This window comes from Actinacidiphila acidipaludis, assembly GCF_019890725.1.
Taxonomy (GTDB): domain Bacteria; phylum Actinomycetota; class Actinomycetes; order Streptomycetales; family Streptomycetaceae; genus Actinacidiphila; species Actinacidiphila acidipaludis.
The window spans coordinates 23,920-49,541 of record NZ_JAINZZ010000060.1 but is presented as its reverse complement, the minus strand read 5'-3'; the positions used below and the strand labels follow the sequence as shown (position 1 = coordinate 49,541).

The 25,622-nt window shown below is 73.1% G+C and carries 14 protein-coding genes; 7 read left to right on the top strand and 7 right to left on the bottom strand.

Features of this window, described 5'->3' with window-relative positions; all coding sequences use genetic code 11:
• Both K7862_RS30910 and K7862_RS30905 read right to left on the bottom strand, forming a co-directional pair.
• Window positions 1–1,168, bottom strand: a 1,168-nt coding sequence (locus K7862_RS30910) for a sensor histidine kinase (protein ID WP_222968141.1), incomplete at its 3' end; no start/stop codon positions are given.
• Window positions 1,165–1,878, bottom strand: a complete 714-nt coding sequence (locus K7862_RS30905) for a response regulator transcription factor (RefSeq protein ID WP_222968140.1) — start codon at window positions 1,876–1,878, stop codon at window positions 1,165–1,167. The genes K7862_RS30905 and K7862_RS30910, both read right to left, overlap by 4 nt.
• 35 nt (window positions 1,879–1,913) lie before the next feature.
• Here K7862_RS30905 and K7862_RS37935 point away from each other — a divergent pair, with 35 nt between their 5' ends.
• Together K7862_RS37935 and K7862_RS30895 are read left to right on the top strand one after the other, a co-directional pair.
• Complete coding sequence (locus K7862_RS37935) at window positions 1,914–2,456, top strand: hypothetical protein (protein ID WP_262414090.1); 543 nt, start codon at window positions 1,914–1,916, stop codon at window positions 2,454–2,456.
• Between the two features lie 212 nt (window positions 2,457–2,668).
• Window positions 2,669–3,493, top strand: a complete 825-nt coding sequence (locus tag K7862_RS30895) for a CAP domain-containing protein (protein ID WP_222968139.1) — start codon at window positions 2,669–2,671, stop codon at window positions 3,491–3,493.
• 115 nt (window positions 3,494–3,608) lie between these two features.
• Here the strand turns inward: K7862_RS30895 and K7862_RS30890 are convergent, their stop codons facing one another.
• Complete coding sequence (locus tag K7862_RS30890; protein WP_222968138.1) at window positions 3,609–6,848, bottom strand: family 78 glycoside hydrolase catalytic domain; 3,240 nt, start codon at window positions 6,846–6,848, stop codon at window positions 3,609–3,611.
• A 40-nt stretch (window positions 6,849–6,888) separates the two neighbouring features.
• The gene (locus K7862_RS30885; protein ID WP_222968137.1) at window positions 6,889–10,872 is read right to left on the bottom strand and encodes a family 78 glycoside hydrolase catalytic domain; all 3,984 of its coding nucleotides are present in this window, start codon (window positions 10,870–10,872) and stop codon (window positions 6,889–6,891) included.
• Between the two features lie 618 nt (window positions 10,873–11,490).
• Between K7862_RS30885 and K7862_RS30880 the strand changes: the two genes are divergently transcribed.
• The 3 genes from K7862_RS30880 (at window position 11,491) to K7862_RS30870 (ending at window position 17,568) form a co-directional block, all read left to right on the top strand.
• Window positions 11,491–14,277 (top strand): alpha-L-rhamnosidase-related protein, encoded by a 2,787-nt coding sequence (locus K7862_RS30880; protein ID WP_222968136.1) that lies wholly within the window; start codon window positions 11,491–11,493, stop codon window positions 14,275–14,277.
• A 187-nt stretch (window positions 14,278–14,464) separates the two neighbouring features.
• Window positions 14,465–15,409, top strand: a complete 945-nt coding sequence (locus K7862_RS30875) for a serine hydrolase (RefSeq protein WP_222968135.1) — start codon at window positions 14,465–14,467, stop codon at window positions 15,407–15,409.
• 89 nt (window positions 15,410–15,498) lie between these two features.
• On the top strand, window positions 15,499–17,568 hold the full coding sequence (locus tag K7862_RS30870) for a S9 family peptidase (protein WP_222968134.1): 2,070 nt from the start codon (window positions 15,499–15,501) through the stop codon (window positions 17,566–17,568).
• A 68-nt stretch (window positions 17,569–17,636) separates the two neighbouring features.
• Here K7862_RS30870 and K7862_RS30865 read toward each other — a convergent pair whose 3' ends face one another.
• On the bottom strand, window positions 17,637–18,446 hold the full coding sequence (locus K7862_RS30865) for a trypsin-like serine peptidase (protein WP_222968133.1): 810 nt from the start codon (window positions 18,444–18,446) through the stop codon (window positions 17,637–17,639).
• Window positions 18,447–18,647: 201 nt separating this feature from the next.
• Window positions 18,648–19,154, bottom strand: a complete 507-nt coding sequence (locus tag K7862_RS30860) for a DUF1990 domain-containing protein (protein WP_222968132.1) — start codon at window positions 19,152–19,154, stop codon at window positions 18,648–18,650.
• A 118-nt stretch (window positions 19,155–19,272) separates the two neighbouring features.
• Between K7862_RS30860 and K7862_RS30855 the strand changes: the two genes are divergently transcribed.
• Complete coding sequence (locus K7862_RS30855) at window positions 19,273–21,588, top strand: molybdopterin cofactor-binding domain-containing protein (protein WP_222968131.1); 2,316 nt, start codon at window positions 19,273–19,275, stop codon at window positions 21,586–21,588.
• A gap of 8 nt (window positions 21,589–21,596) precedes the next feature.
• Entirely contained in the window at window positions 21,597–22,082 is a 486-nt protein-coding gene (locus K7862_RS30850; RefSeq protein ID WP_222968130.1) for a (2Fe-2S)-binding protein, read from the top strand.
• A gap of 147 nt (window positions 22,083–22,229) precedes the next feature.
• On the opposite strand, the gene K7862_RS30845 is transcribed toward K7862_RS30850, so the two are convergent.
• A complete protein-coding gene (locus K7862_RS30845) occupies window positions 22,230–25,559 on the bottom strand; it encodes a GH92 family glycosyl hydrolase (RefSeq protein WP_222968129.1) in 3,330 nt (1,109 codons plus the stop codon).
• Window positions 25,560–25,622: the final 63 nt, after the last annotated feature.

Genomic DNA, 25,622 nt, shown 5'->3' with positions numbered 1-25,622 from the left:
CCCGGGCGAGCGCCGCGTCGGGGTCGGCGATGCCCGGCCCGGCGTCCTCCACGACGAGCGTCACCGCCTGGGCGCTGCGCTCCAGCCGTACGGCGAAGGCGGTGCCGGGGGCGGTGTGGCGGAACACATTGCCGCTCAACGCGTCGATGACGGCGGTCAGTTCGTCCTCGGGCAGGGCGACGGGCGCCGGTTCGGAGGTGACGGCCAGCTCGAACGGCCGGTTCTGCTGGCGGGCGAGGACCGCCCAGAACCCGGCGCGGCGGGCGGTGACCTCCGCCGCGGAGCAGTGCGTGCCGCCGGGCAGGCCGGCGGCCGGGGGCCCGGCCGGACGGACCGCGAGCGGGGCCCTTGCGGTCTCGATGACGGCCTGGAGCTCGGTCTCCAGCGCGGCGACGGCGGCGTTGATGCGCTCGGAGTCCGCGCTGGTGGCGGCCTGTTCCGCGGCGAGGTGCAGCACGGTGAGCGGGGTCCGCAGCCGGTGCGACAGGTCGGCGACGAGTTCCCGTTCGGTGGCCAGGAGCTGCACCATCCGGTCCGCCATGGCGTTGAACGCCAGCCCGGCCTCGTAGAGTTCGGGCGGTCCCATCGGTTCGACCCGCGTGTCGAGGTCGCCGCCGCCGAGGGCGTTGGCCGCGCGGGACAGGTGCTGGGAGGAGCGCACCACGCGGGCCGCGAGCCGGTCGGCGACCAGGACCGAGCCCGCCACCAGGCCGACGGCCAGGGCCGCCATCACCCACCAGGACACGGCGACACCGCGCGTCAGCTCCTTCGCCGGCACGAACTCCTCGATCACCGCGACGCGTCCGCCGCCGAGCACCACCGGCTGCAGGTAGGCCCAGCCGCCCGGGACGTCGCGCGCGAGTGACTCCCCCTCCTGCTGCGCCCGCCGCAGCAGGGAGGCCGGCGCGTGGCCGGTGCCGATCGACTGGCCGTCGGGGAGGTGCACGGCGAGGCGGTCGTCGGGGTCGACGCCGGCCGCGGCCTGGCGCAGGCTGGCACTGTCCGTGGTGAGGGCGAGGACCGGCGCGAGCGCCGCGGCGCGCTGCTCGGCGGCGGTGACGGCCTGGGTGCGCGCCTCGGACCGCACCAGCAGCGACAGTGGGATCTGGAACGACAGGGCCACCATCGTGGTGACCGCGAGGGCGATGCCGGCCAGCGTCCGTCTCATCGCGGTGCGACCAGCTTGAACCCCACCCCGCGGACAGTGTGCAGATAGCGGGCGCGGCTGGCGCGTTCACCGAGTTTGCGGCGCAGGGCGGACAGGTGGACGTGCACGGTCTGGTCGTCGACGTACGGCTCGCGCCACACCTCGGTGAGAAGCTCCTGTTTGGACACCACCGTGCCGGCGCGCACCGCCAGATAGGCGAGGAGGTCGAACTCGCGGCGGGTGAGGGCCAGTTCACGACCGGCCAGTTCCACCGTGCGGGCCCGGACGTCGATCTGCAGGTCGCCGACGCGCAAGGGGGCCGCTCCCGCGCGGCCACCCCCGCCCGGCGTCGCCGTGCGCGGCCTCGGCGCCTGGGAACGCCGCAGCACCGCGGCGATGCGGGCCTCCAACTGACCCGCGGAGAACGGCTTGACGAGGTAGTCGTCCGCTCCCGAGTTCAGCAGCCGGATGATCTCGGTCTCGTCGTCGCGGGCGGTGGCGACCACCACCGGCACCTGCGAGATGCCGCGCAGCATGCGCAGCGCGTCACCTCCGTCGAGGTCCGGCAGTCCCAGGTCGAGCACCACCGCGTCGAACGGGATCCGCGTGACCTCCCGCAGACAGCCGAACCCGTCGGCCGCGCTGCGCACGACGTGGCCGAACGCGGTCAACGCTTCTATCAGGGAGGACCGGATGACCGGATCGTCTTCCACCACCAGGACGCTGGCCATGCGGCACACCGTAGCGGATCCGCCATGATGGGCCGGTGCCCCGGCTGCTCCGCTACTTCCTGGTCTGGCTCTCGTGCACGGCGGTGACCGTGTCCGTCGTGTTCCTGACGGTGCGTTTCGTGGTGCACTCCACCGCTCCGCTGCCGCCCACCGCGCACGCACGGCCCACGTCGTTCGACGACCCGACGCTCGTGCCGAGCACGCAGTCGCCGTCGCCCGCCTCCCACCCGGTGCCGTCGCCGAAACCGTCGAAGCCGTCACCGCGCCCGCGCCGGACCGCCACGCCGTCACCGCGGACGTCCACACCGCACCCGTCCACCGGCGCCTCCGCGAACGACTGCCAGGGCGGCGTCGGCACCCACACCGTCCAGGCGCAGGGCGGTCAGGTGACGATCCGCTGGGGCGCGGACGCGGTGTGCCTGGTGTCCGCGGTACCCGCGCAGGGCTTCACCACCAGGACCGGTCAGAGCGCGCCGGACACGCTGACGGTGACCTTCGAGGGATCGGGTCACCGGTCGAAGGTGGTGGCCACCCTGCGCCCCTCGCCGAACGCCGTCACCACCGAGACGTCCTGGTGAGGCGGGCTCCCGGTCCCGGGGTGCAGCGGAACATGAAGCGATTCTCAGCAGAACCTTAAGTTCCGCGATCAGCGGTCCTTTTCCGACGGGCGACAGCCTAGGTTCGATCACGCCCGAGCGGCGGTCGGTCTGTCCCCGGCAGCTTCATCCCCCCACCCGGCTGCCGAGCCACCGCCGTTCGGGCCCCCTCCCCGACCAGGAAAGAGGCCGCGATGAGTTCGCACTCCGTCACCCCACGGCCGCATCGTCACCGCGCCCCGCGCAAGCCCCGTACCCGAATAGCCCTGACCGGTGCCGCGGCACTGGCCGTGGTCAGCGGCGGCACCGCCTTCGCCTGCATGGGCCAGCCCGGCCACAGCGCCTCCGGGACGTCCCCCTTCCACCTGATCGTTCCCGCCGACTGGCACGACGGCACTCCGGCCGACGCGACCACCCCGCCGCCCGCGCAGCCCGGGCACGCCCCGACCGCGCACCACCACGGCACCGCCCCGGCCCACCACCCGCGGCGGCCGACCGCGACCCCCTCCCCCACGCGGTCGACCCCCGCGCCCTCCCACAGTGCGACGCCGCCGGCGTCCCCGGCCCCGAGCGCGAGTCCGGTCGCCTCGGACGACGCGGTCCAGCAGGTCCTGGACCTGATCAACCGGGCGCGCGCCCAGCAGGGCCTGCCCGCCTACCGGTTGCTGGACGGGCTGACGAGCAGCGCCACACAGCACAACCAGGTGATGTCCGGTGGCTGTGGCCTCAGCCACCAGTGCCCCGGCGAGAGCCCGATCGGCGACCGGGAGACCGCGAACGGCGTCCACTGGTCCTCGGCGGGCGAGAACATCGGCGTCGGCGGCCCGGTGGCCGACACACCGCAGGCGATCGCCGCGATGGCCGTCAACCTCACCCAGAGCATGCTCGACGAGCAGGCGCCGAACGACGGCCACCGCCGCAACATCCTGAGCGGCGGCTTCACGTACATCGGCATCGCGGTCCACCGCGACGCCTCGGGATCGGTCTGGCTCACCCAGGACTTCGCGTCCCTGATGTGATCCTGCCCGACCTGCTCCTCCCCGACGCGACCCGTGCCCGGCCGACCCGGCCCGGCGACGGAGGACCGGACGGCGGCCCGTGGTGGCGCCGCCGTCCCGTCTTCCGTTCCGCGCGTCAGCCCACGTGGAAGTGCCAGGTGCCGGAGCCCACCCGGTAGGAGACCGCCGTCGTGCCACCGCCCCCGACCGGGGCGGCGCCGGCGGGCGCGTGCACGGTCCGTCCGGCGTCGAGCACGGGCACCCGCACCACGGCGGTGCTGTTGGCCGGAAGCGTCACCGTGAGGTCGAACGACGTCCCCTCGTGCACCCAACTGCTGCTGATCCGGCCGCGGACGGTGTCCTGCGTCACGGAGACCCTCCGCAGTCCGGCCGGTACCTGCGGGGCGACGGTGACCGTGCGGTAGCCGGCCGAGGCCGGCCGCACTCCGCCGAGCGCGGTGTACAGCGACGCGTTGACGCCCGCGAACATCGCGTGGTCGTGCGTCTCCATGCCCGAGCTGTACAGCCACTCCTCCCACGAGGACGTGGCGTTGTGGGCGATCTCGAACCCGAACCCCGGGTAGTCGGTCTTGTCGAGCGCGGTCATCGCCAGGTCTGTCCGGCCGATCGCGGCGAGCGCGTCGACGAGGTACCGGGTGCCGAAGATGCCGGTGTCCAGGTGGCCGCCGTCGGTGGTGGTGAGCGTGCGGACGAACTGGTCGCCGACCGCCTGGGTCCGGTCCGGCGGCACCATGCCGAACGCCAGCGGGAGGATGCTCGTCACCTGCCGGCCGTCACCGTAGGTGTCGCCCGCGCTGTTGAGGAAGTGGGCGTTGAACGCGTCCTTGACGCTGTCGGCGAGCGCGGAGTAGTGCGCTGCGTCGTCGGTACGGCCCAGCGCCTGGGCGGCCTTGGCGACGTCGGCCGCCTGCAGGTACGACAGAGCCGTGTTGACCAGGGACACCTCGCTGAAGCAGCTGCCCGCGCCTGGGCTTCCCATGCCGTCGTTCGTGCCGGGGCCGTAGTACGGCGGGCACCAGTCCCCGAACCCGTGGTCGTCCGGCCAGATGTGGCCGGGCACATCCGTGGCGTTTTTGTCGACGAAGGCCCGCATCGCCGGATAGTCGGCGGCCAGCGTGGCCAGGTCGCCGTACTGCTCGTACAGCGTCCAGGCGAGCGTCACCTGGTCCCCGCCCATGTCGGGCTGCTGGGCGTTCCCGGCGTCGTTCGGCAGGGCGGTTCCGGGCGGCATGTCGGCCAGGTAGTTGGCGTAGAAGGCGTCCATCCCGAACTCCCGGACCGACGCGTCGTGGTAGGCCTGCACGTCCATGCCGGGCGGGGTGCGTTCGTCGCGCACCGGGTTGTCGGTGGGCATGCTCATGGAGTTGTTGAGGATGCTCCAGCGGTTGTTCCGCCAGATGGTGTTCAGCAGGGGGTCGGAGGAGCCGAAGGTGCCGGTGGACGTCACGTCGGCGTGCACGACGCGGCCGGTGACGTCGGCGGCCGTGGGCGTCCCCGGGTAACCGGTGACCTCCAGGTAGCGGAACCCGTGGTAGGTGAAGCGCGGTTCGTAGGTCTCGGCGCCGCCGGTTCCGGCGAGCACGAAGGTGTCGGTGGAGGCCGCGTTCCGGTTGGTGGTGGTGTCGAGCGTGCCGTCGGCGTTGAGTTCCTCCGCCGTGCGCAGGGTGATGGCCGTGCCCGCGGGGCCGTGGGCGGTCAGGCGTTCCCAGCCGGCGAAGTTCTGGCCGAAGTCGTAGACGTAGGAACCGGGACGCGGTTGCGTGACCTTCACCGGCGCGAGGTTCCCCACCACCTTGACGGGCGGCATGGTGGAGGCCACCAGCGTGCTGCTGGGGGCGGTCGCCGTGGTGACGGGGTGCCAGGCGGCGTCGTCGAACGCGGAGGTGTCCCAGCCCGGTTGGGCCGCGCGGGCGTCGTAGACCTCGCCGTCGTACAGGTCGTCGGCGAGGATCGGGCCGGTCGACCACTTCCACGACGGGTCGGTGGTGACGGTCTTCCGGGTGCCGTCGGCGTAGGTGACGTCGATCAGCATGACGGCCTGCGGCGGGCCGGTCCAGCGGAAGCCGTAGGGGCTGAAGTGCGGGCCGTAGCCGGTGCCGAGCCAGATGCCGACCGCGTTGCCGCCCTGCCGCAGCGCGGACGTCACGTCGTAGGTGTCGTAGAGGTTCCGCTGCGTGTACGGCGTGCCGGCCGGGGCGAGCACATGGTCCCCGACCTTGGCGCCGTTGAGGTGGAGTTCGTACAGGCCCAGGCCGTACACGTAGGCGTGGGCCCGCGCGATCTTCTTGTCGAGGGTGAAGGTCGTGCGCAGCATCGGCGCGGCGGCGTCGCGGTCGAGCAGCGTGGGGTCGCCGGCCGGCTCCAACTCCCCGTCGGTGACCTTCGTTCCGGGGAACGACGGGTCGGGGGCGGTCGAGAAGTCGTCGCTGAAGAGCGTGGTGCCGTCGAGGCCGCGCACGGTCAGGCCGTCGTAGAGGCTGTCCTCCTGTCGGCCGGCCGTGGTGGACTCCCGGAACCCGATGGTGCCCGCGGTGAGGGAGGTGTCGGTGAGGGTGTCCACCTGGGTGCCGTCGACCCAGGTGGTGATGGTGCTGCCCTCGGCGCGGATCCGCAGGTGGTGCCGGTCCCCGGCGTCGGCCGGTGTGATCACCGGGCTGAGGTCGACCTCCTTGAGGGTGGTGAACCGGCCGCCGAGGTCGACGTGCGGGCGCAGCAGCACCTTGCCGGGCGAACTGGCGTTGTTGATCTGCCACATGTAGTAGTCGGAGGCGTCCTTGGCCCGGAACACCACGGCCGCGGCGGCGTACTTGACGGTGAAGTCGGTGTCGAGGGTGAAGTCGGACCAGCTCGACACGCCCGAGCGGTCGGGCGTGATCCACTGGGCGCCCTTCCAGTCGGCGGGCGACGCCAGGGCGGTGTCCCAGGTGGCGGTGCGGCTCCAGCCGGAGGCCTCACCGTGGTTGTCCCAGACGCGGACCTTCCAGTAGTAGCGGTGACCCGCCGCGAGGGCCGGTCCGCCGTACGGCACGCGGACCGACTCGTCCGAGGAGACCTTCCCGCTGTCCCACACGTCCGCCCGGCCGGGTGTCAGGCGTGCGGGACTGTCGGCGACCAGGATCCGGTACGCCGTCTGGAGCTCGCCGGTGTGCGGTGAGGTGAGCTGCCAGCCGAGGCCGGGCCGCTGCTCGGTGACCGCCTGCGGGTCGGCCGTGCCGTCCACGACCGGGTCGTGGACCTCGGGTCCGCCGGAGTCGGCGTGCGCGGCCGGCCCGGTCAGCAGAGCGGCGGCGAGCAGCGGGAGCGCGCCCAGCAGGGCGGCGGCTCTGCGGCGCAGGGGCGGGGGACGTCCTGGCATCGTGTGTCCTGCCTTTCTGTGACGGGTAGGGCGGGCCGGGTCAGGGCGTGAGTTCGGCGACCCGGGTGAAGCCGTCCTGCGTCGCGGTGACGGTGAGCCGTACCTGGGTGGTGGTGACCGGGGAGGAGAACGGGATCCAGCGGTGGACCGCGGAGTTGCCGGTGACCGTCGCCTGGGTGACCCAGCCGGTGCCGTCCCAGGTCTGCACGGTGAAGTCGACCGGTACGCCGTCGCTGAAGGAGGCGAATCCGACGCCGTGGAGCGGCACCGCGTCCGGCGCGGTCACGGTCAGCGTGTCCGGGTACCGGCCCTGGGTGTCGTCGTTCCAGAAGGTGCCGAGGTTCCCGTCGATGGCGTTGGCCGCGTCGTAGGTGCGGGTGGCGCCGTCGACGACATTGGGTGCGTGGGCGCTGGACGCCGTCGCGGTGGTCCCCGCGGCCCAGCGTCCGAAGACCGGCACGTCGACGGTGGTGGCGGCGTGGGTGCCGTCCGGCGCCCGGACCGTCAGCGTCACCGGGTAGACGCCGCTGGGAGTGCCGTCCGGCACGGTGAGGTGGACGGTCGCGCGCGTCTCGGTGGTGGCGGGCGTCAGCGGGATGCCGGCGGGTTCGGCCGTGGCGGTCCAGCCGGCGGGCACGTTCGCGCCGACGGTGGCCGTGCCGGTGCCGGTGGAGCGCCCTTCGACCACGGCGGTCAGGTCGCCGCTGCCGCCCGGGATGATCGGTGCGGCGGCGGCCTGGGCGGCGGTGACCGACAGGCGGGTGAACGGCTGGGCGGGCGGCAGCACGGTGAAGGTGTAGTCGCCGGAGCCCGCGGTCAGCGTGACCGTGTCGGAGGTCGCGGCGCCCACGGTGAGCCCCGGGTCCTGCTGGGCCGTTCCGCCGGCGGCGTAGACGGTGCGACCGCTCTCGCGCACGACCGACCCGGCGCCGCCGAGCAGCGGCAGGCGGACGGTGGCGGTGGCGCCGACCGGGACGACGGCGTGGTAGGTGAGCGTGCTGCCGTCCCGCTGCCAGGCGCTGACGACCGTGCCGTGCGCGGTCTCCTGCTGTCCGGACGCGCTGGTCAGGTCCCCGACGACGCTCGGGGCGAGGGTGAGGGCGGTGTTCCCCGTCCCCGATCCGGGCTGGATGCCGGCGAGTTGCTGGTAGAACCACTGGCCGATCGAGCCGCCCAGACCGATGTGGTCCTTCGACGACGTGCCGTCGGGGGCGGCGGAGTCGGGCCACTTCTCCCAGATGGTTCCGGGTCCCTGCCGGACCATGTATCCGAGGCTGGGGAAGTCGGTACGTTCGGCGACGGCAAGGGCGACGTCGTTGCGGCCGTGGGCGCCGAGGGCCTGGAAGACCATGGTGGAGCCGACGAAGCCGGTGGTGAGGTGGTCGTCGTGCGCGGCGATGTCCTGCACCAGCCGGTCCACGGTGGCCTGTTCGTGCCCGGCGGGCACGATGCCGAGCATCAGCGGCATCGCGTAGGCGAGTTGGGTCCCGTTGGCGTAGACCCCGGTGCCGGCGTCGAAGTAGCGCTTGGTGAGACCCGCGGCGATCTGGTCGGCGAGGGCGCTGTAGTGCGTGGCGTCGGCGGTGTCGCCCACCACGCGCGCCATCTTGGACAGCAGTTGCGCGTCCAGATAGAAGAAGCCGGTCTGGAAGTAGTCGTGCGGGGTGCTGACGGAGGCGACCCAGTCGTCGCCCCAGGAGGTCGGGGCGTCGACGACGATGTGGTCGGCGTCGCTGATCGTGCCGAGGTAGTCCACCCAGGCTTTCACCTGGGCGTAGTTGGCGGTGATGGGGCTGGTGCTGCCGTAGGCCTGGTAGGCGTCCCAGACGATCTGCGGGTAGGCCGAACCCCAGGCGGGGTCGGTGCGCCAGGAGTTCTGGCCGCCGTTGGCCGGGGCGACGGAGGGGATGCTGCCGTCGGGGTTGAGGCTGGTCACCACGTCGCCGAGCCACTTGGTGTAGAAGGACTGCATGTCGTAGTTGGCCATGGCCTCCACGTCGGAGTCCCCCGCGTCACCGAGCCAGCCGTGCTTCTCCCGGGTCGGGCAGTCCAGCGGGATGGACTGCAGGTCGTTGAGCTGCGTCCGGGCGACCGCGTCCTGGATCGAGTCCAGCAGCGGGTTCGAGGTGCTGAACGTTCCGGTGGTCGCGACGTCGGTGTGCACGACCTGCGCGGTGACGGTGACGTCCGCGTCGTCGGGCAGGCCGGTCAGCTCGGCGTAGCGGAAGCCGGAGTAGTTGAAGTGCGGGGCGTAGCTTTCGGTGCCGGTGCCGGCGAAGGTGTAGTGGTCGGTCTGGCGGGGTGGATCGGCCGCGGAGAAGCTGATGTTGGCCGTGGTGACGTGACCGGCCGCGTCGAGGATCTCGCCCTTCTTGATGTCGACCGTGGTACCGGCCGGCTGGGTGGCGCTGACGGTCACCCAGCCGGTGACGTCCTGGCCGAAGTCGTACACACGGGACCCGTTCCCCGGCCGGGTCTGCCGGACCGGGGTGAGGGTCCGCACGACGCGGGTGGGAGGTGCGGTGTCGGCCTCCAGCCGGGTGATCGCCGAGTAGCCGGTGACCGGCTGTGCGCCGTAGACACCCAGTTCGGCCAGGCGGAACGTGCAACTGGCCCCGATGCAGCGCAGTTCGGTGGCGGTGACCCGGACGTACCGGCCGGTGGCGTCGGCCGGGAGCCGTACCGGATCGGTGCCCGGCTGCGGCTGGTCGCTGTCCGTGCGGTCGGCGACGGTGGTCGCGGTCGCGAACGAGGGGTCGTCGCTGACCTCGACCTTGTAGCGGACCGGGAATCCGGCGCCCTTGAAGTCACCGGCCGGGTCGTTCGTCGGCCGTGCGGGGAACAGGGCGATCTGCCGGACGGCACGGTCCGCGCCGAGGTCCGTCTGCACCCACTTGGTGCTGTCGGCGCTGCTCTCGATGGCCGAGTGGTAGCCCTCGGAGGCGTCGGAGGAGCCGTCGACACCGTCGGTGAGCGCGGCCGGCGACCATCCGCAGCAGGACGTGGTGTCGTGCGCGGTGACCGGTCTGCCCTGGGCGAGGCTCAGCGGGTGGGACGCGGGAGCGATCGCGCGGGCGTCCGTCCACGCGCTGTCGTCGGTGACCTCGGCGTCCGCGGTGTCCCAGCCGGGCACCGCCCGGCGGGCGTCGTAGGTCTCGCCGTAGTAGAAGTCGTCGCCGGTCACCGGGCCCGGTGTGGTCCTCCAGTCCGGGCCGGTGCCGAACGCGTCGTGCGTGCCGTCGGTGTAGGTCACGTCGAGCTGGGCGACGAACGCCGGGCGGCCGCTCGCCTGGCCCTTGCCGATCATGAAGCCGAGGGCGTTGCGGCCGTGGCGGAGCAGGGTGGTGACGTCCATGTCGCGGTACAGGGCGCGGGCGGCGTAGTCGGTGACCGACGAGTCGAGCACCTCGGTGGGGTCGACGACGGCGCCGTTCAGGTGCGGCTCGGCGAGGCCCTGCGCGGCGAAGTACAGGCGCGCCCGGGCGACGGGTTTGGTGATGTCGACGTCGCCTCTGGCCAGGGCGCCGTCGTCGGCCTGGATCCACCAGGCCGACCAGTCCGCGGGGTCCAGCAGCCCGGTGTCGAAGGTGGCGGGGGCCGACCAGCGGGACGGCCGGCCCTGGCTGTTCCAGGTCCGCACCGACCAGGTGTAGCTGTGGTCGCTGCTCAACCGCGGCCCGCCGTAGGGGACTCCGGTGGACTGGGCCGAGCTGGTGCGCCCCGAGTCCCACGTCGCCGCCTGGTCGCGGGCCCGCGCCGGGCCGGGGGCGGGACCGAGCCGGATCTCGTAGGCGGTCTGCGCCTCGGCGCGGCCGGTGTCGCGCGCGGTCCAGGAGAGCAGCGGGCGGCTCTCGCCGGCGGGCAGACCGGCGCCGTGGCCGTCGACCCGCAGACCGGCCGGCGCCAGCGGGCCGGCGGAGGCCGCGTCGAGGCGCGGTGCCGCGGCCGACGCGGCGGCGGGCACCGCCGGTGCCATCGCGGCGAGTGCGGCTCCCGCCGCGACACCGGCGACCACCGCCGCCACCGGGTTTCCTGTCGTGCGAGGCCGCCGGCCTCGCCGAACCCCAGGCCATGGCATGGGCACACACCTTCCTCGGGAGATGCAAACGATTCAGCGGATCTCAGCGGTTCTCGGCGGTTCTCGGCGGCTTCCCTGCGGTGACGCGCCGCGGGCGTTCCGGCGGGCCCGCTCGGAGGCGGAGCCGTCGACACCTTCGTGCGGACTGGTGGCGACTGCCCACATCCACCCAGAGCCATAGAACGATTCAAGCAAGCGACCGAGAACTTAGGGCGCGGCTGACCATGGGTCAAGAGGCGTGCGTCATCGGCTCGTCACGAGAATCGGAACGGTGCAATTGAAACGTCTTCAATTGACAGTGTTCCCGGGCGACGTCACCCGGGAGGTGCGGCGAAGTGTTCCCGTGGCCTCTCCGGTCGTCGACGTCCGGCCTCTTGACGCCCGGGAACCACCTCCGTATATTCCGCCGCGTATTCCAGGAGATGAATCGTTTCACACACGGCTCAATGTCCCATTTCCTGTGCACTTCCGCCGTACTTCCGCTGCTCTCCGCTCCTCTTGCGCTGCTCTTCCGCTGCTCTTCCGGTCCCCTTCTGTCCTGTCCGAACCTCATCGGGAGCCCCCATGGCCACGCCACCCCGTGCAGTCCGCCCCCGCGGCCGCAGACGTCTCGGCATCTGCCTGGCGCTCGCCGGCCTGACCCTCGCGGGCCTGCCCGCGGCAGGGGCCACCGCCTCCGCCGCGTCGGCGGCCCGCCCCGGCGACGACGGCGGCACCGCCAACTTCGCTCCCGCCACCCGGACCGTCGCTCCGGTCCGGGTGACGCGGACGACCGGCTCGGTCGACGCGCCCGCCGCCGTCCTTGACGGGCATCCGACGACGCTCACGGGCGCCGGCTCCTCGCTCACGCTGGACTTCGGCGAGGAGGTCGGCGGCCTGGTGACCCTCCGCTTCGCCGGCGGCACCGCCACGGGCGCCCGGCTGGGCCTGGCCTTCACCGAGTCGTCGCAGTACATCGGGACCACCAGCGACGCCAGCAACGGAGGCGGCGGCAGCGACGGCGCGATCTTCGCCGACGTCACCGCCGGTTCGACCTGGACGATGCCCGCGGCCTCGCTGCGCGGCGGCTTCCGCTACCTCACGCTCTTCGGCACCTCGGACACGCCGGTCTCCCTCGACGGGGTCTCCCTCGCCATCAGCTTCGCGCCGACCATGAAGGACCTGCGCGCGTACGCCAACTCCTTCTCCTCCAGCGACCCGCTGCTCAACCGCATCTGGTACGCGGGCGCGTACACCGTGCAGACCAACACCATCGCCCCGTCCACCGGCCGGGTCTGGGGGCCGCCGGCGAGCGGCTGGGACAACTCGGCCACCGTCGGCACCGGGGACACCGTGCTGGTGGACGGTGCCAAGCGCGACCGCACCGTGTGGCCCGGGGATCTCGGCGTGTCGGTGCCCACCGAGTACGCGTCCCTCGGCGACCTGACCCCCACCCGCAACGCACTGACCACGCTGTACCAGCATCAGGCGGCGTCCGGTGAACTCCCCTTCGCGGGGCCGCAGGTGAACTTCTACGGCTCGGACACCTACCACCTGTGGACCCTGATCGGCACCGCGAACTACTACCAGTACGCCCACGACCGGGCCTGGCTGGACGGCGAATGGGCCGCGTACAAGCGGGCCCTGGGCTTCTCGCTGGCCAAGGTCCAGCCGGACGGGCTGATGTCGGTGACCGGCACGGCGGACTGGGCCCGCGGCGGTCAGGGCGGCGAGAACATCGAGGCCAACGCGCTGCTCTACCAGGCCCTGGTGACCGGCTCGGCCCTCGCGCGGGTCGAGGGCGACGACGCGTCGGCGGCGGCCTGGACCGCGACGGCCGCCACCCTCAAGGACGCCGTCAACTCCCGTCTGTGGGACGACGCGGCGGGCCAGTACCGGGACAACCCGTCCAGCGGTCTGCACCCGCAGGACGGCAACTCCGCGGCCGTCTGGTTCCAGGTGGCACCGCCGGACCGCGCCCTGCGGGTCAGCGCGGCCCTCACCCGTAGCTGGAACGCCTACGGCGCCACGACGCCGGAGAAGAACTCCGAGATCGCCACCTTCCCCGGGTCGATGGAGCTGCAGGCACACCTGCAGGCCGGCGACGCGACCCGCGCCCTGGACCTGATGCGCCGCGAATGGGGGTACATGCTCGACTCACCCCTGGGCACGGGCAGTACGTTCTGGGAGGGCTACCTCGCCGACGGGCGGTTCGGCTACGGCGGCGCCTACATGAGCGCCGCCCACGGTTGGGCCACCGGCCCCACCTCGGCGCTGACCTTCTACGTGCTGGGCATCCGTCCGCAGTCCGTCAGCGGCGGCTACGCACTGCGTCCGGAGCCCGGCGACCTGGCCTCCGCCCAGGGCTCGCTGAAGACCCCGCTCGGTGACATCCGGCTGGCCTGGCACCACGACACCCACGACCGGACGTTCACCGAGCAGGTCGACGCACCCACCGCCGCCGTGGCCGAGATCGACGTGCCCACCTTCGGCGCCAGGACCACGGTGACGGTCGACGGGCGCGTGGTGTGGAACGGCCGCGCGGGACTCGCGTACGGCGCCCACACCGACGGCGACTACGTCGTCCTGCGCGGCGTTCCCTCCCGGGCGGACATCGGCAGCCGGGCACTCGGCCGGGTGGCCACCGCGCTCGGGGCGTCGCTGACCACCGCGTCCGGCACCCCGCTGCGCGCGGGCGGGACGATGAGCGTTCCGGTCACGGTCAGCGCGACCGGCGACACGCTGCTGCACGGGACGGTGACGGCGTCCGTGCCGGCCGGCTGGACCGCGGACCCGGCGGACTTCACGCTCGACACGCGTGACGGCCCGACGGACACGGTCGTCCCGGTGACGGTCCACGCCCCTGCGGACGCCGCGGGCGGGCCGCGCACGATCACCCTCACCGCCGCCGCGGACGGCACGAGCGCGCGCACCGGGGCCCAGGTGCTGGTCTTCGGCAACTGGCCCCAGGACACCGCGGCTTCGGCGTCCAGCTTCCACGCCCCGAACGTGTACGAGGGGCAGCAGCGGACCTACGACCCGGCGAACGCGATCGACGGGGATCCGGCGACGTTCTGGAACGACGACACCTCCGGCCAGTACCCGGACACCCTCACCGTGACCGCGCCGGCACCGGTCACGCTGCACGGCGTCGGGTTCTCGTCCGTCGTCGACGGCGTCCCCACCGACTTCACCGTGCAGACGTGGGACGGCAGTTCGTGGGTGACCCGGGCGCAGGTGACCGGCAGCACCGCGCTTGACCGGTGGATCCCGTTCGGCTCCCCCGTGACGACCACCGGCACCCGGATCGTCGTCACCGGCTCGCAGGCCCAGAACGGCGCCTTCACGCGGGTCGCCGAACTCACCCCGTAGCGGGTCCTGTTGCGGTGCCGGACGGGTGCAACCGGGTGACGGGCCCGGTGCGTCGTCCCGGGCGAGCGGGCTGGTGGCCGACGCCGGCCCGCCCGCGGGGGCACGGGGGCGGGGCCCGGGTGCGTGGCGACACGCCCGGGGCCGTGCCCGCGGTGCCCGGAATCCCGAGACAGGACGGAGGCGGCTCATGTCCGCACGCCCGACCGCACACCTCGTCCGAAGAGCCGTGCTGCCCGTCGTCGTGGCCGCCGGCACCCTCGTCCCCGTGATCGCCGGTGCCGCGCCGGCCGCCGCCGGGGCACCGCAGGTGGTCTGCTCCTCCGCCCGGGCGAGGATCGCGCCCGGTCTCGCCCGGGACATCACCGCGGCCCTCGGGAGCCGCCGCGGCACGGCCGCCGTGGCCCTCTACGACCGGACCACCGGCACGCGGTGCACGCTCGACGCGAGCCGCCGCTTCGACTCCGCGAGCACCGTCAAGGTGACGGTGCTCGCGGCGCTGCTGCGGCAGGCGCAGGAGGCGGGCCGGTCCCTGACCTCGCGCGAGGTCGGGCTGACCACCGCGATGATCACGAAGTCGGACAACGCCGCGACGACCGCGCTGTGGAACCAGCTGGGCGTGGGACGCGTCCGGCACTTCCTGTCCCTCGCGGGCATGACGCAGACCACGCCCGGCACGGACGGCTACTGGGGCCTGACCCGGATCACCGCGGGCGACGAACTCAAGCTGATGGCACTGATGACATCCGGCAACACCGTTCTGGGACCGGCCGCACGGGCGTACGCGCTGGGCCTGATGAGCAAGGTGGTCCCCGCACAGCGCTGGGGTGTCCCGGCCGGAACACCGTCCGGAGTGACCGTCCATGTGAAGAACGGCTGGCTGTCCCGGGCCACCCACGGCTGGCGGGTACACAGCGTGGGCGCGTTCACCGGTGGCGGCCGGGACTACGCGATCGTGGTGCTCACGCAGGACGACAGCACGATGGCCTACGGCGTCGCGACCATCGAGGCCGTCGCCCGTGTCGTGCACCGCGACCTGGACCCGCGGTCCCCGGTCAACGCCCTGTTCAGGCGGCCCCCGCCGCCCGTCCACACCCCGGGCACGCTCGGCACCGCGGCGGCCGCCCACTCCTGAGGCGCGTCCACCTCCCGTCCGAGGCGCACCTTTCCCCTGTCCGAGGCGCTCCCTTCTCCCCCTCCGGCTCCCGTGACAGGGTCGGCTGCATGGAGACGGACGCGCTGCCCGGGCAGCTTCACCGCACGCGGCGCTTCACCCTCGGGGCGCCGGGACGCTTCACCCTCACCCCGGACGGGACGACCCTGCTCTTCCTGCGCAGCCGGGCCGGGGACGATCCGGCGCGGTGCCTCTGGGCGCTGGACTCCGGTTCCGGGGCCGAACTGCTGCTGGCCGACCCGTCGGTGCTGTCCCTCGGCGCTCCCGGCGGCGGGATCCGCTCCTACGCGACCGACGAGGGCGCCCGGTGCGCGGCGTTCACGCTCGGCGGCGCGCTGTGGGTGGTGGACACCGCCGGGGGAAAACCGCCGAGGCGGCTCGACGTGGTGGAGCCGGCGGCGGAGCCGCGCCCGGATCCCGCCGGACGCAGGATCGCGTACCTGACCGGCGGCGCGCTGCGGGTGGTCGCGGTCGACGGGACCGACGACCGTGCGGTGGCCGTACCGGACGGCCCGCACGTGGAGTTCGGCATCGGCGACCACACCGCCGCGATGGCGTCCGGCGAGGAGCGCGGCTTCTGGTGGGCGCCGGACGGCCGCCGGCTGCTCGTGGCCCGGGTGGACTCCGCGGCCGTCCCGCTGTGGCACCTCGGCGGCACCGCGGATCCGGCGGCGCGGCCCCGGGCCGTGCGCTACACGGCGGCGGGCGAACCGGTCGCGGCGGTCACGCTGCGGATCGTGGGGCTCGACGGCACGGCGACCGACGTCCGCTGCGACGAGGGCACGTTCACCTACCTCGTGAACGCGGGCTGGGACCGGCACGGCCCGTACGCCGTCGTGCAGACGCGCGACCAGCGCACGGTCCGGATGCTGGCCGTCGACGCCGCCCGCGGCGGGACGACGGTCCTCGCCGAGCAGCGCGACGCCCACTGGGTGCAGATCGTCCCCGGGTCGCCCGCCCGCACCGCCGCCGGAACTCTGCTAGCCCACGCGGACGCCGACGGCACACGGCGGCTGACGGTGGACGGCGTCCCCGTCACGCCGCCCGGCCTCCACCTGCGGGCCGTACTGGGGACGGAGGACGACGAGGTGCTGTTCACCGCCTCGGACGCGGACGACCCGACGCGGACGCACATGTGGAGCCGGAACGCGGCCACCGGCGCGCTCCGGAGGCTGACCGGCGGACCCGGTGTGCACACGGGCGCCCAGCGCGGCGGCACCCTGCTGGTGGTCGCCGAGGGCGTCGCACCGCACGGCCGGGTCACCGTGACGCGCCGGGGGGCGGCACCGGTGCCGCTGGCGTCCCTGGCCGAACGGCCCGCCGTGGAAGGCCGTCCGGCGCGGCTGGTGCTGGGCTCACGGGAACTGCGCAGCGACCTGTACCTGCCCTCGTGGCACCGCCCCGGGACCGCCCGGCTGCCTGTGCTGGTCGATCCCTACGGCGGGGCGAGCCGGCAGCGCGTCGTCTCGGCGCCCGACTGGCGCTCCGCGCTCTCCCAGTGGTTCGCCGAGCAGGGCTTCGCGGTGCTGGTGACCGACGGCCGCGGCACGCCCGGCCGCGGTCCGGCGTGGGAACGGGCCGGCCACGGCGACCTGTCGGGCCCCGCGGTCGAGGACCAGGTGTGCGCACTCCACGAGGCGGCCGCGCGGCATCCCGACCTGGATCTCGGCCGGGTCGCCGTCCGCGGTTCCTCGTACGGCGGCACGCTCGCCCTGCAGGCGGTCCTGCGCCGCCCCGACGTCTTCCACGCCGCCGTCGCCGCCTCGGCGGTCAGCGACAACCTGCTCTACGACGCCCGGTCCCGGGAGCGATTCCTCGGCCACCCCGAGCAGTTCCCCGGCCGGTACGACGCGGGCTCGGCGCTCGGCGCGGCCGCGCGGCTGACCCGTCCGCTGCTGCTGATCCACGGACTGGACGACGGCAACGTGCACCCGGCCCACACCCTGCGCCTGTCGGAGGCGTTGCTGGCCGCCGGCCGTCCCCACCGGGTGCTGCTGCTGCCGGGCGTGGGCCACCAGGTCGTCGGCTCGGCGGCCTCCGAGCAGGTACTGCGGGTGCAACTGCGCTTTCTGCGGGCGCAGTTGGGGGTGATCGGCGGGCGCGGTGAGCCGGCACCATAGGCGTCCGCCCGGCCGCCGGGCGCCGCTCAGCCGATGCCGCTCAACCGACGGCGTTCAGCAGCCCGCGCTCAGCAGCCGTCGCTGCCGGCGGCCGGTACGACGTCGGGACGCAGGCCCAGCGACGCCCGGAGGAGCAGCTTCCAGGCCTGCCAGGTGAACGCCGAGGAGTAGGAGGTGTACTCGTAGCAGCCGCCCTGGTGCAGGCCGCCGATCACGCCGTCCACCTCGGTGAGGCCGGTGGCGGGCACCTCGGACAGCCACGGGCTGCCGCTGCTTCCGCCCACGTAGCCGTGGCAGTTGAAGCTCGGGAAGCCGTTGGTGTCGTACACGGTCGTGGTGCATTTCACGGGCCGGTCGCCGATGCCGGCGTTGTAGGCGACGTCGGTGATGGTCTGCCCGGCGCGGGGCGCGCGGCCGAGGATGTTCGCCCCGGTGACGTCCTCGACGCCGGTCCGCCGCCCGCCGATGGACTGGTCGGCGACCTCGAGGACCGCGTAGTCGTACTGCGGGTCCTGGTCGCGGAGCCAGTGGGGGTCGACGTAGGCGCGGGTGACCGTCCACACACCGTACGGGGTCTGGCCGTTGCGGTACCCGGGGGCGAACTGCCAGCCGGCGGCAGTGCCCGAGACGCAGTGCGCGGCGGCCAGCAGCAGGTCGTGGCCCGGGCTGGCCACCACGCTCGCGGTGCACCCGTGGTTGTGGTCCAGTCCGTTGCGGAAGAGCGGGCCGACGGTGGATATGCCGTCGAACGGTGTCGCGGTGGGGGCGCCGGGCGGCGGGGGCGGATCGGCCAGGGCGGGGGCGGCGGCCATGACCCCGAGCACCGCCAGGCCCCCGGACAGCATCGTGAGCAGCTTCGCGCGGGTGAACCTGAGCATGCGTGGACCTCCGGTCGAACGGTCGCCTCGCCCGTGGCCGGCACGGCGGGTGGCCGCTGACGTGGCACGACCGGGGAAGGCTACCCCCTTGATCCGCTCGTGGAACAGAGGAACGGCAGGCGTCCGCGAGGAGCCGGACGACCGGATCCCGGGGCGGAGGCGGCCATTCCGGTCAGTACCGGACGCCGGTCTCCGGCCGGCTCAGGAAGGACGGGTCGCGGCGGTCCGCAGCGCCGCGGCGTACCGCACGGCGATGGTCCGCTGGAGGAGGCGTCCGAGCGGGCCGGCGGCGCGGGCGTACCAGGCGGCCGGGCGGCTGACGGCGAGGACGGTGAAGGTGACGGCCCCGCCGTCGGGGTCGCGACGCAGGACGAACGCCTCCTCGCCGGACTCGGGATGGCCGGGCAGCGTGCCGTAGGCGAAGGCCGCCTGGTTCTCGTCGCGCACCGCCCACACCACGCGGCAGGGCGCGGCGACCGGGCCGAACCGCAGGACCACGCGGACGCCGGTGGCGGCCTGCGGCTGTTCGGCGTCGACCCGCAGCAGCGGCACGGCCCGGTGCATGCGCCAGCCGAAGAGGGCGTCGGCGGCCGCGTCGAACAGCCCGGGGGGCAGGTCGGTGTCGAGCCGCAGGGTGTGGAACCCGGGCAGGGAGGGCTCCCCCTCCCCGGCGGTGAGTCCGGGCGACGGGTAGGTCAGGTCGTGCATGAGGGCACGGTACAGGGGCCGGCCACCGTCACTCCTACGGGTGATGTCCCTGCCCGGTATGAACATGACACGCTCCACGGGCGCGATCATCGTCGGACGGCGCGAGGAGAGGCCTGTCATGGCAGCAACCGGAGACCAGGAACACGGCCTGGGGCGGCGGACCTTCCTCGGCTATGTGCTCGCCGCCTCCACGCTCACGGTGGCGGCCCAGCTCGGCGAGGCCGCCGGCGCGCCGTCGCGGGCCTCGGCCGCCGTCCCCTCGCCCCCCGAGCCGGCCGAACTGTATGACCTCAACGACCTGTTGACCGACGCGACCCTGCCCACCGCGAACCTCATCAGCATCCAGGTGCACAGCGACGGCACCGCGTCGTTCGCCCTGCCCCGGGCCGAGGTCGGCCAGGGGGTGACCACCTCCAGCGCCATGCTGATCGCCGAGGAGCTGGACCTGCCGCTGGACCGGATCCGCGTCTCGCTCGCCGACGCCCGACCGGAGCTGCTCTTCAACCAGCTCACCGGCGGCTCCAACACGACGATCTCCACCTACACCCCGATCCGGGTGGCCGCGGCGGTCGCCCGTGGACGGCTGCTGGAGGCCGCGGCAGACCAACTGAACGCACCTGTGGCGCAGTTGACGACCGAGGCCGGGGTCGTGCACGGCCCCGGCGGCGCCACCGTCGGCTACGGGGAGCTGGCCGAGAAGGCCGCGAGCCTGACCACGGTCGGCGTACCGGTCACCCTCAAGGCGCCGTCCCGGTTCACCGTGATCGGCACGCCGCGCGGCCGCATCGACGCACTGGAGGCCGTGACGGGCCGCAAGCAGTTCGCGATGGATGTGACGGTGCCGGACGCGCTGCCGGCGATGGTCTGCCGGCCGCCCACCGTCAACGGCACCGTGCGGTCGGTGGCAAACCTGGCGGCGGTGCGGGCGATGCCCGGCATCACCGATGTGGTGACCGTTTCGAGCGGAGTGGCCGTGCGCGGGCGGACGTTCGGCCAGTGCATCGACGCCGTGCGGGCACTGGAGGTGGCCTGGGGGCCCGGCACCGAGGAGGGCGCGTCCGAGGCGGATGTGCTCGCCGAGCTCCACCGCGCCGAACTCCCGCTGGTGGTACCGCCGTTGCCGCTGCTCACCAAGGCCGTCGACCTGCGGTTCACCTTCCACTTCGCGAGCAACAGCGCGCTGGAGCCCAACTGCGCGGTCGCCGACGTGCGCGCGGACCGGGCCGAGATCTGGGCGGCCCTGAAGTCGCCGATCGTCGCACAGGAGACGATCGCCGCGGATCTCGGTCTGCCGGCGTCCGCGGTGACCGTGCACGTGACCCAGGGCGGAGGCTCGTTCGGCCGGAAGCTGTTCTTCGACGCCGCCCGGGAGGCGGCGGAGGTCTCCCGGGCCATGGGCAGGCCCGTACGCCTGATGTGGCACCGCACCGACGACTTCCGGCAGGGCCGGACCCACCCCATGTCCATCTCGCGGGTGCGCGCGACCTACTCCCTGGGGCAGGTCCTCAGCTGCGAACAGCGGCACACCTCGGTCGGCACCGACTTCAGCCACGGCGTGGGCGAGGTCATCACCGCGCTGGCGGCGAAACTGCCCGTCGGGAACCTCGGGTTCTCCGAGACCATCTTCGAGCTCACCCAGCAGACGCCCTACGCCTTCGGGGTCACGACCCAGCTGCTCGCCGAGGTCGACCGGGGCTTCAACACCGGCAGCATGCGCAACATCTACTCGCCCAACGTCCGTTGTGCGCAGGAGCTGGTGGTCGACGCGCTCGCCGAGGGCATGGGCGAGGACCCGTACCGGTTCCGGCGCCGCTTCCTGAAGGACGACCGCGCCCGCGCGGTGCTGGACGAGGCGGCCACGACCGGGTCCTGGGGCCGGTCCATGCCGGCCGGCACCGCGCAGGGCATCGCCCTGCACCCCGAGTACCACGGCTTCGTGGCCGTCCTCGCGGAGATCGACTGCCGGCCGCAGACCACCGGCCGGCAGATCCCCGACGCCTACACCGGACCGCGGGTGACCAAGGTGGTGTGCGCCGTGGACGTCGGGCTCGCCGTCAACCCCCGTGGCCTGGAGGCCCAGATGATGGGCGGGATCATGGACGGCATCGCGGTCGCCCTCAGTTCCGGCCTGCACCTGGAGGACGGTCACTTCTTGGAGGGCAGTTGGGACGACTACTTCTACACCCGGCAGTGGAACACCCCACCGGAGCTGCGGATCATCGTCATGCCGCCGACCACAGGAGAGCCCGGCGGCGCGGGCGAGCTGGCCGTCGCGGGCGCCATGGCGGCGGTGGCCTGCGCCTACGGCCGGGCGACCGGCACCGTGCCGACCACGTTCCCGCTCAACCACGGCGGGCCGCTGGGCTTCGAGCCGCTGCCCACCGTCCCGCCCGTTCCCGCCTCCCCCACCGACGGCCTCAGCCGCGCCTACTAGGAGTGCCCGTGCCCCGACACACCTTCGTCCTCAACGGCGCGCCCGTGACCGTCGACGTGGAGAGCGACGTCCGGCTGCTGTGGGTCCTGCGGGACGTCCTCGGCGTCACCGGGCCCAAGTACGGCTGCGGGCTGGGCGTCTGCCAGGCCTGCACCAGCCACATCAACGGCCGTGCGTTCAACCCCTGCTGCGTCCCGGTGGGCGATCTCCAGCCGACCGACGAGGTCACCACCATCGAGGGGCTGCCGGCCACGGTCGGCAAGGACCTGCACCCAATGCAGCAGGCGTGGCTGGACAACGACGTGGCGCAGTGCGGCTACTGCCAGCCGGGCCAGATCATGGCGGCGGTGGCCAAGGTGCGGCAGGCCCGGGACGCCGGGCACGCGATCACCGACCTGGACGACGCGGTCTTCGACGAGATCCGCAACATCTGCCGCTGCGGCACCTACCACCGCATCCGCGAGGCCATCGTGGCCGCCGCGGGCGAGTTCTGAGCACGGACGCCCTGGGGTGAAAGGGGGGAGCCTGTTCCCCGCGGGGTGTGGGCGCGGGGAACAGGCTCCGGTCTGCGGGGCTCCGCCGCCGCCCGGGGTCCGGACGGCGGCGGGAGGCCGCGGGGCCTCCCGCCGCGGTTCAGCGGATCACTTGCCGTAGCCCAGCGCGAACAGGTGCACGGTGCCGCTGGCACCGGTCACCGGCAGCGTGACCGAGGCGACCTGCTTCGAGGCGTCCAGCGGCACCTTCACCGAGAAGACGTAGGCCTTCACGGTGTCGCGGCCGCCGCTTCCGGTGTTGCGGTAGCCGGTCGTGACGGCCGCGGTGTTGCCGGCCACCGGCTGGCTGGAGCCGCCGTTGAGCGTCCAGTCCGAGAAGGTGACGGTCGCCTTCGCGGTGCTGCCGTCGGTGTAGGTGACGGTCAGCTCGCCGGGGACGCCGCTGCCGTCGGTCGGGGCGTTGGTCGCCGAACCCAGCAGGCCGAGGAAGGAGCCGGAGCTGCCCGCGGGCTGCTGGAGGGTCTGGCCGGCCACCTCCAGGTTGTCGGCCTGCCCGGCGGCCGGGGTCGGCCAGGTGTACGAAATGCCGTCCGCGGTGATCGTGCTGCCGGCGGTGGCGCCGGCCGCGGTCAGCGCGTCCTGCGAGTACGCCCAGCCACCGTCGTCGAACCCGCCGGAGAAGTGCGTCCCGTCGGGGTAGATGCCCTCGTTGGTCTCGTACGGCCACAGCTCACCGGGCTTGGCGACGGCCACGCGCAGGCTCGCCCCGCCCAGGTTGGTGCCGCCGGCACGGTTGGTGAGCGAGAACGTCACCGCGTACGAGCCCTCGCTGCCGCCCGCCGTGACGGGGACCTGCGCCTCGGCGCTGCCCGCCGCGGGGACGGTCACCGAGCCGGAGGCGGCTCCCAGGGTCACCCCGGCGGGTGCGCTGGCGGCCCAGTCCACGGTGACGGGGGCGGTACCGAGGTTGGTGAGCTTGAGCACGCCCTGGCTGCTGGTGCCGGGTGCCACGATCAGCCCGTCACTGGTCGGGCCGGTCGCGGCGAGCACCCGGCCGCCGCCGATGGTGTCCGACGGCGGGACGGAGTCCGCCGAGGCCGCCCACGTGGTGTTCGGCGAGGTGCCCAGCGTGAAGTCCATGCTGCCGGCCTTCTCGAACTGGCCGAAGCTCAGCCACGCGTTGTTCCACGCCTTGCCGTTGACGTTCAGCGACTGCACGTAGGGGGCGCCGGCGGCGGCCTGCGGGGCGTTGATCCGCACCTGCTTGCCGTTGCCGAGGGTGACCTGCGCGACCGGGAAGACCGGGCTGCCCAGCGCGAGGGTGTCGGTGCCCGGGGTCTCCGGGTACATGCCGAGCGAGGACCACACGTACCAGGAGCTCATGGCCCCCAGGTCGTCGTTGCCGAACGAGCCGACGGGGGCGTTGAAGTAGAGCTTCTGCTGCGCCTGCCGGACGGCGGCCTGCGTCTTCCACGGCTGACCGACGTAGTCGTACTCCCAGGGGATCTCCAGACTCGGCTCGTTGCTCAGGTCGGCGTTGGTGCCGCCCGGGTCGGTGATGTCGCCGAGCAGGCTGTCGAGGTACGAGGAGTACGCCGCCGTGCCGCCGCGCGCCGTGACAAGCTGCGCAATGTCGAACGGCACCATGGGCGTGTACTGCGCCGACGTGCCCTCGACGAAGCCGTTGGACGTACCCGGGGTGAAGCCGCCCGCGAACTGGCCGTTCTTGTTCTTGCCCTGCATGTAGCCGGTCTGCGGGTTGAAGACGTTCATCCAGTCCTGGGCACGGGTGGCGAACTTCTGGTAGTCCGCGGTCTTGCCGAGCGACTTGGCGAAGGACGCCAGGGCGTAGTCGGCCGTGTCGTACTCCAGCTGCGTCGAGACCGGACCGTAGAAGTTGCAGCAGGGGTAGCTCTGGTCGAGCGGGAGGTAGCCGTCTGCGTCGCGCACGGCCTCGCCGGGCCGGTTCTGGCTGACCGCGGTGGCCTCGTGCTCCATCGCCTCCAGGGCGTGGGCGGTGTCGAAGTTCCGGGCGCCGAAGGCGTACGCGTCGGCGATGATGCCGTCGGCCGGGTCGCCGACCATCACATAGCTCTCGCCGTTGTTCGAGGCCCACTTGGGCAGCAGACCGGTCTGGTCGTAGCCGTTGACCATCGAGGTGACGATGTCACTGGTCTGCCGGGGCGCGACCATGGCGATGGCCTGGGTCTGCGACCGGTAGGTGTCCCAGCCGGAGTAGTTGGCGTACTGCGCCAGCTGCCCCTTGGCGAGCTTGTGCACCTGGTCGTCCATGCCCATGTACTGGCCGTTGACGTCCGAGAAGGTGTTGGGGTGCAGCAGCGTGTGGTAGAGCGCGGTGTAGAACTGCACCTGCTGGTCGTGGGTGCCGCCACCGATCCTGACGCGGCCGAGCAGTGCGTTCCAGGCGTCGTGGTTGGCCTGGCGCATCGCGTCGAAGTCCCACCCCTTGACCTCGGCGTTCAGGTTGGCCGCCGCGTTGTCGTCACTGGTGTACGAGATGGCGACGGCAGCCGTCACCGTCGCGTTCTTCGACGTGTCGAAGGTCAGGTACATCCCGTTGGCGCCGGTCACCGGGGCCCCCGCCGCGGTGGCCGAGCCGCCGGCCGCGCTCGGGGTCGCGGTTCCGCTCGCGCTCGGTGAGGCGGAGCTCTGGCTGCCGTGGACGGAGGGAGCCGGGTGGTCCGGCACGGTGAAGTGCTGCTCGTGCAGCGGGCCCGGCGTGTGCTTGGCCGTGGTCTGCGGTGCGCGGCCCAGCTTCAGCGACGTCGCGTCGGGATTGATGGTGCTGCCGACCCAGGTGCCGCTGCCGGTGAACGCCTGGTTGAACTTGATGTCGAAGTGCAGCGTGTAGCGGTTGCCGGCGCCGCAGAAGTGGCCGCTGTCGACCGCGCCGCTGACCTCGTGGTCGCTGACCGTCTTGACGCGGGTGCCGTCGACCGTGGTGGCGCCGCTGCTCAGCTTCAGCAGCAGGTTCGACTGCGCGCCGGCCGGGAAGGTGAACCGGCCGAGGCCCGACCGCGTGGTGTCGGTCAGTTCGGTCTTCACACCCGACGCGTCGGTGACGCCGTAGTAGCCGATGCCGGTCTGCTCGTTGGCGTGGCTGAAGCCCGCGGAGGTGTCGGAGAGGTTGCCCGACAGCGCGCCGGTCACCGGCAGGATCGGCACGTCACCGGCGACGTCGCAGCCCGGACCCGAGACGTGGGCCAGGCTGAAGCCGGAGATCTTGCTGTCCTTGTACTCGTAGCCGCCGCCCTGCGTGCGGTGCGGCGTGGTGTCCGGCCCCCACTGGAGCATGCCGAAGGGCATGTCCGGGCCGGGGAAGGTGTTGACCGCGCCCGAGGTGCCGATGAGCGGGTTCACCAGGGACGCGGGGTCCTTGACGAAGTCCGGCCCGGACGCGGCGAACGCGGAACCGAGCGAGCCGAGGGATGAGAGCGGCAGGGCCATGATGCCCATGACGGACACCACGGCCAGGCGCCGGCGGAACCTGCCGCCGGCACCCGGTGCACCCGAACGCCG

Coding starts and splice junctions, on each gene's coding strand:
- K7862_RS30855 (WP_222968131.1), top strand. CDS start 19,273: ATGGCAGCAACCGGAGACCAGGAACACGGCCTGGGGCGGCGGACCTTC.
- K7862_RS30865 (WP_222968133.1), bottom strand. CDS start 18,446: ATGCTCAGGTTCACCCGCGCGAAGCTGCTCACGATGCTGTCCGGGGGC.
- K7862_RS30875 (WP_222968135.1), top strand. CDS start 14,465: ATGTCCGCACGCCCGACCGCACACCTCGTCCGAAGAGCCGTGCTGCCC.
- K7862_RS30895 (WP_222968139.1), top strand. CDS start 2,669: ATGAGTTCGCACTCCGTCACCCCACGGCCGCATCGTCACCGCGCCCCG.
- K7862_RS30890 (WP_222968138.1), bottom strand. CDS start 6,848: ATGCCAGGACGTCCCCCGCCCCTGCGCCGCAGAGCCGCCGCCCTGCTG.
- K7862_RS30845 (WP_222968129.1), bottom strand. CDS start 25,559: ATGGGCATCATGGCCCTGCCGCTCTCATCCCTCGGCTCGCTCGGTTCC.
- K7862_RS30860 (WP_222968132.1), bottom strand. CDS start 19,154: ATGCACGACCTGACCTACCCGTCGCCCGGACTCACCGCCGGGGAGGGG.
- K7862_RS30880 (WP_222968136.1), top strand. CDS start 11,491: ATGGCCACGCCACCCCGTGCAGTCCGCCCCCGCGGCCGCAGACGTCTC.
- K7862_RS30870 (WP_222968134.1), top strand. CDS start 15,499: ATGGAGACGGACGCGCTGCCCGGGCAGCTTCACCGCACGCGGCGCTTC.
- K7862_RS30905 (WP_222968140.1), bottom strand. CDS start 1,878: ATGGCCAGCGTCCTGGTGGTGGAAGACGATCCGGTCATCCGGTCCTCC.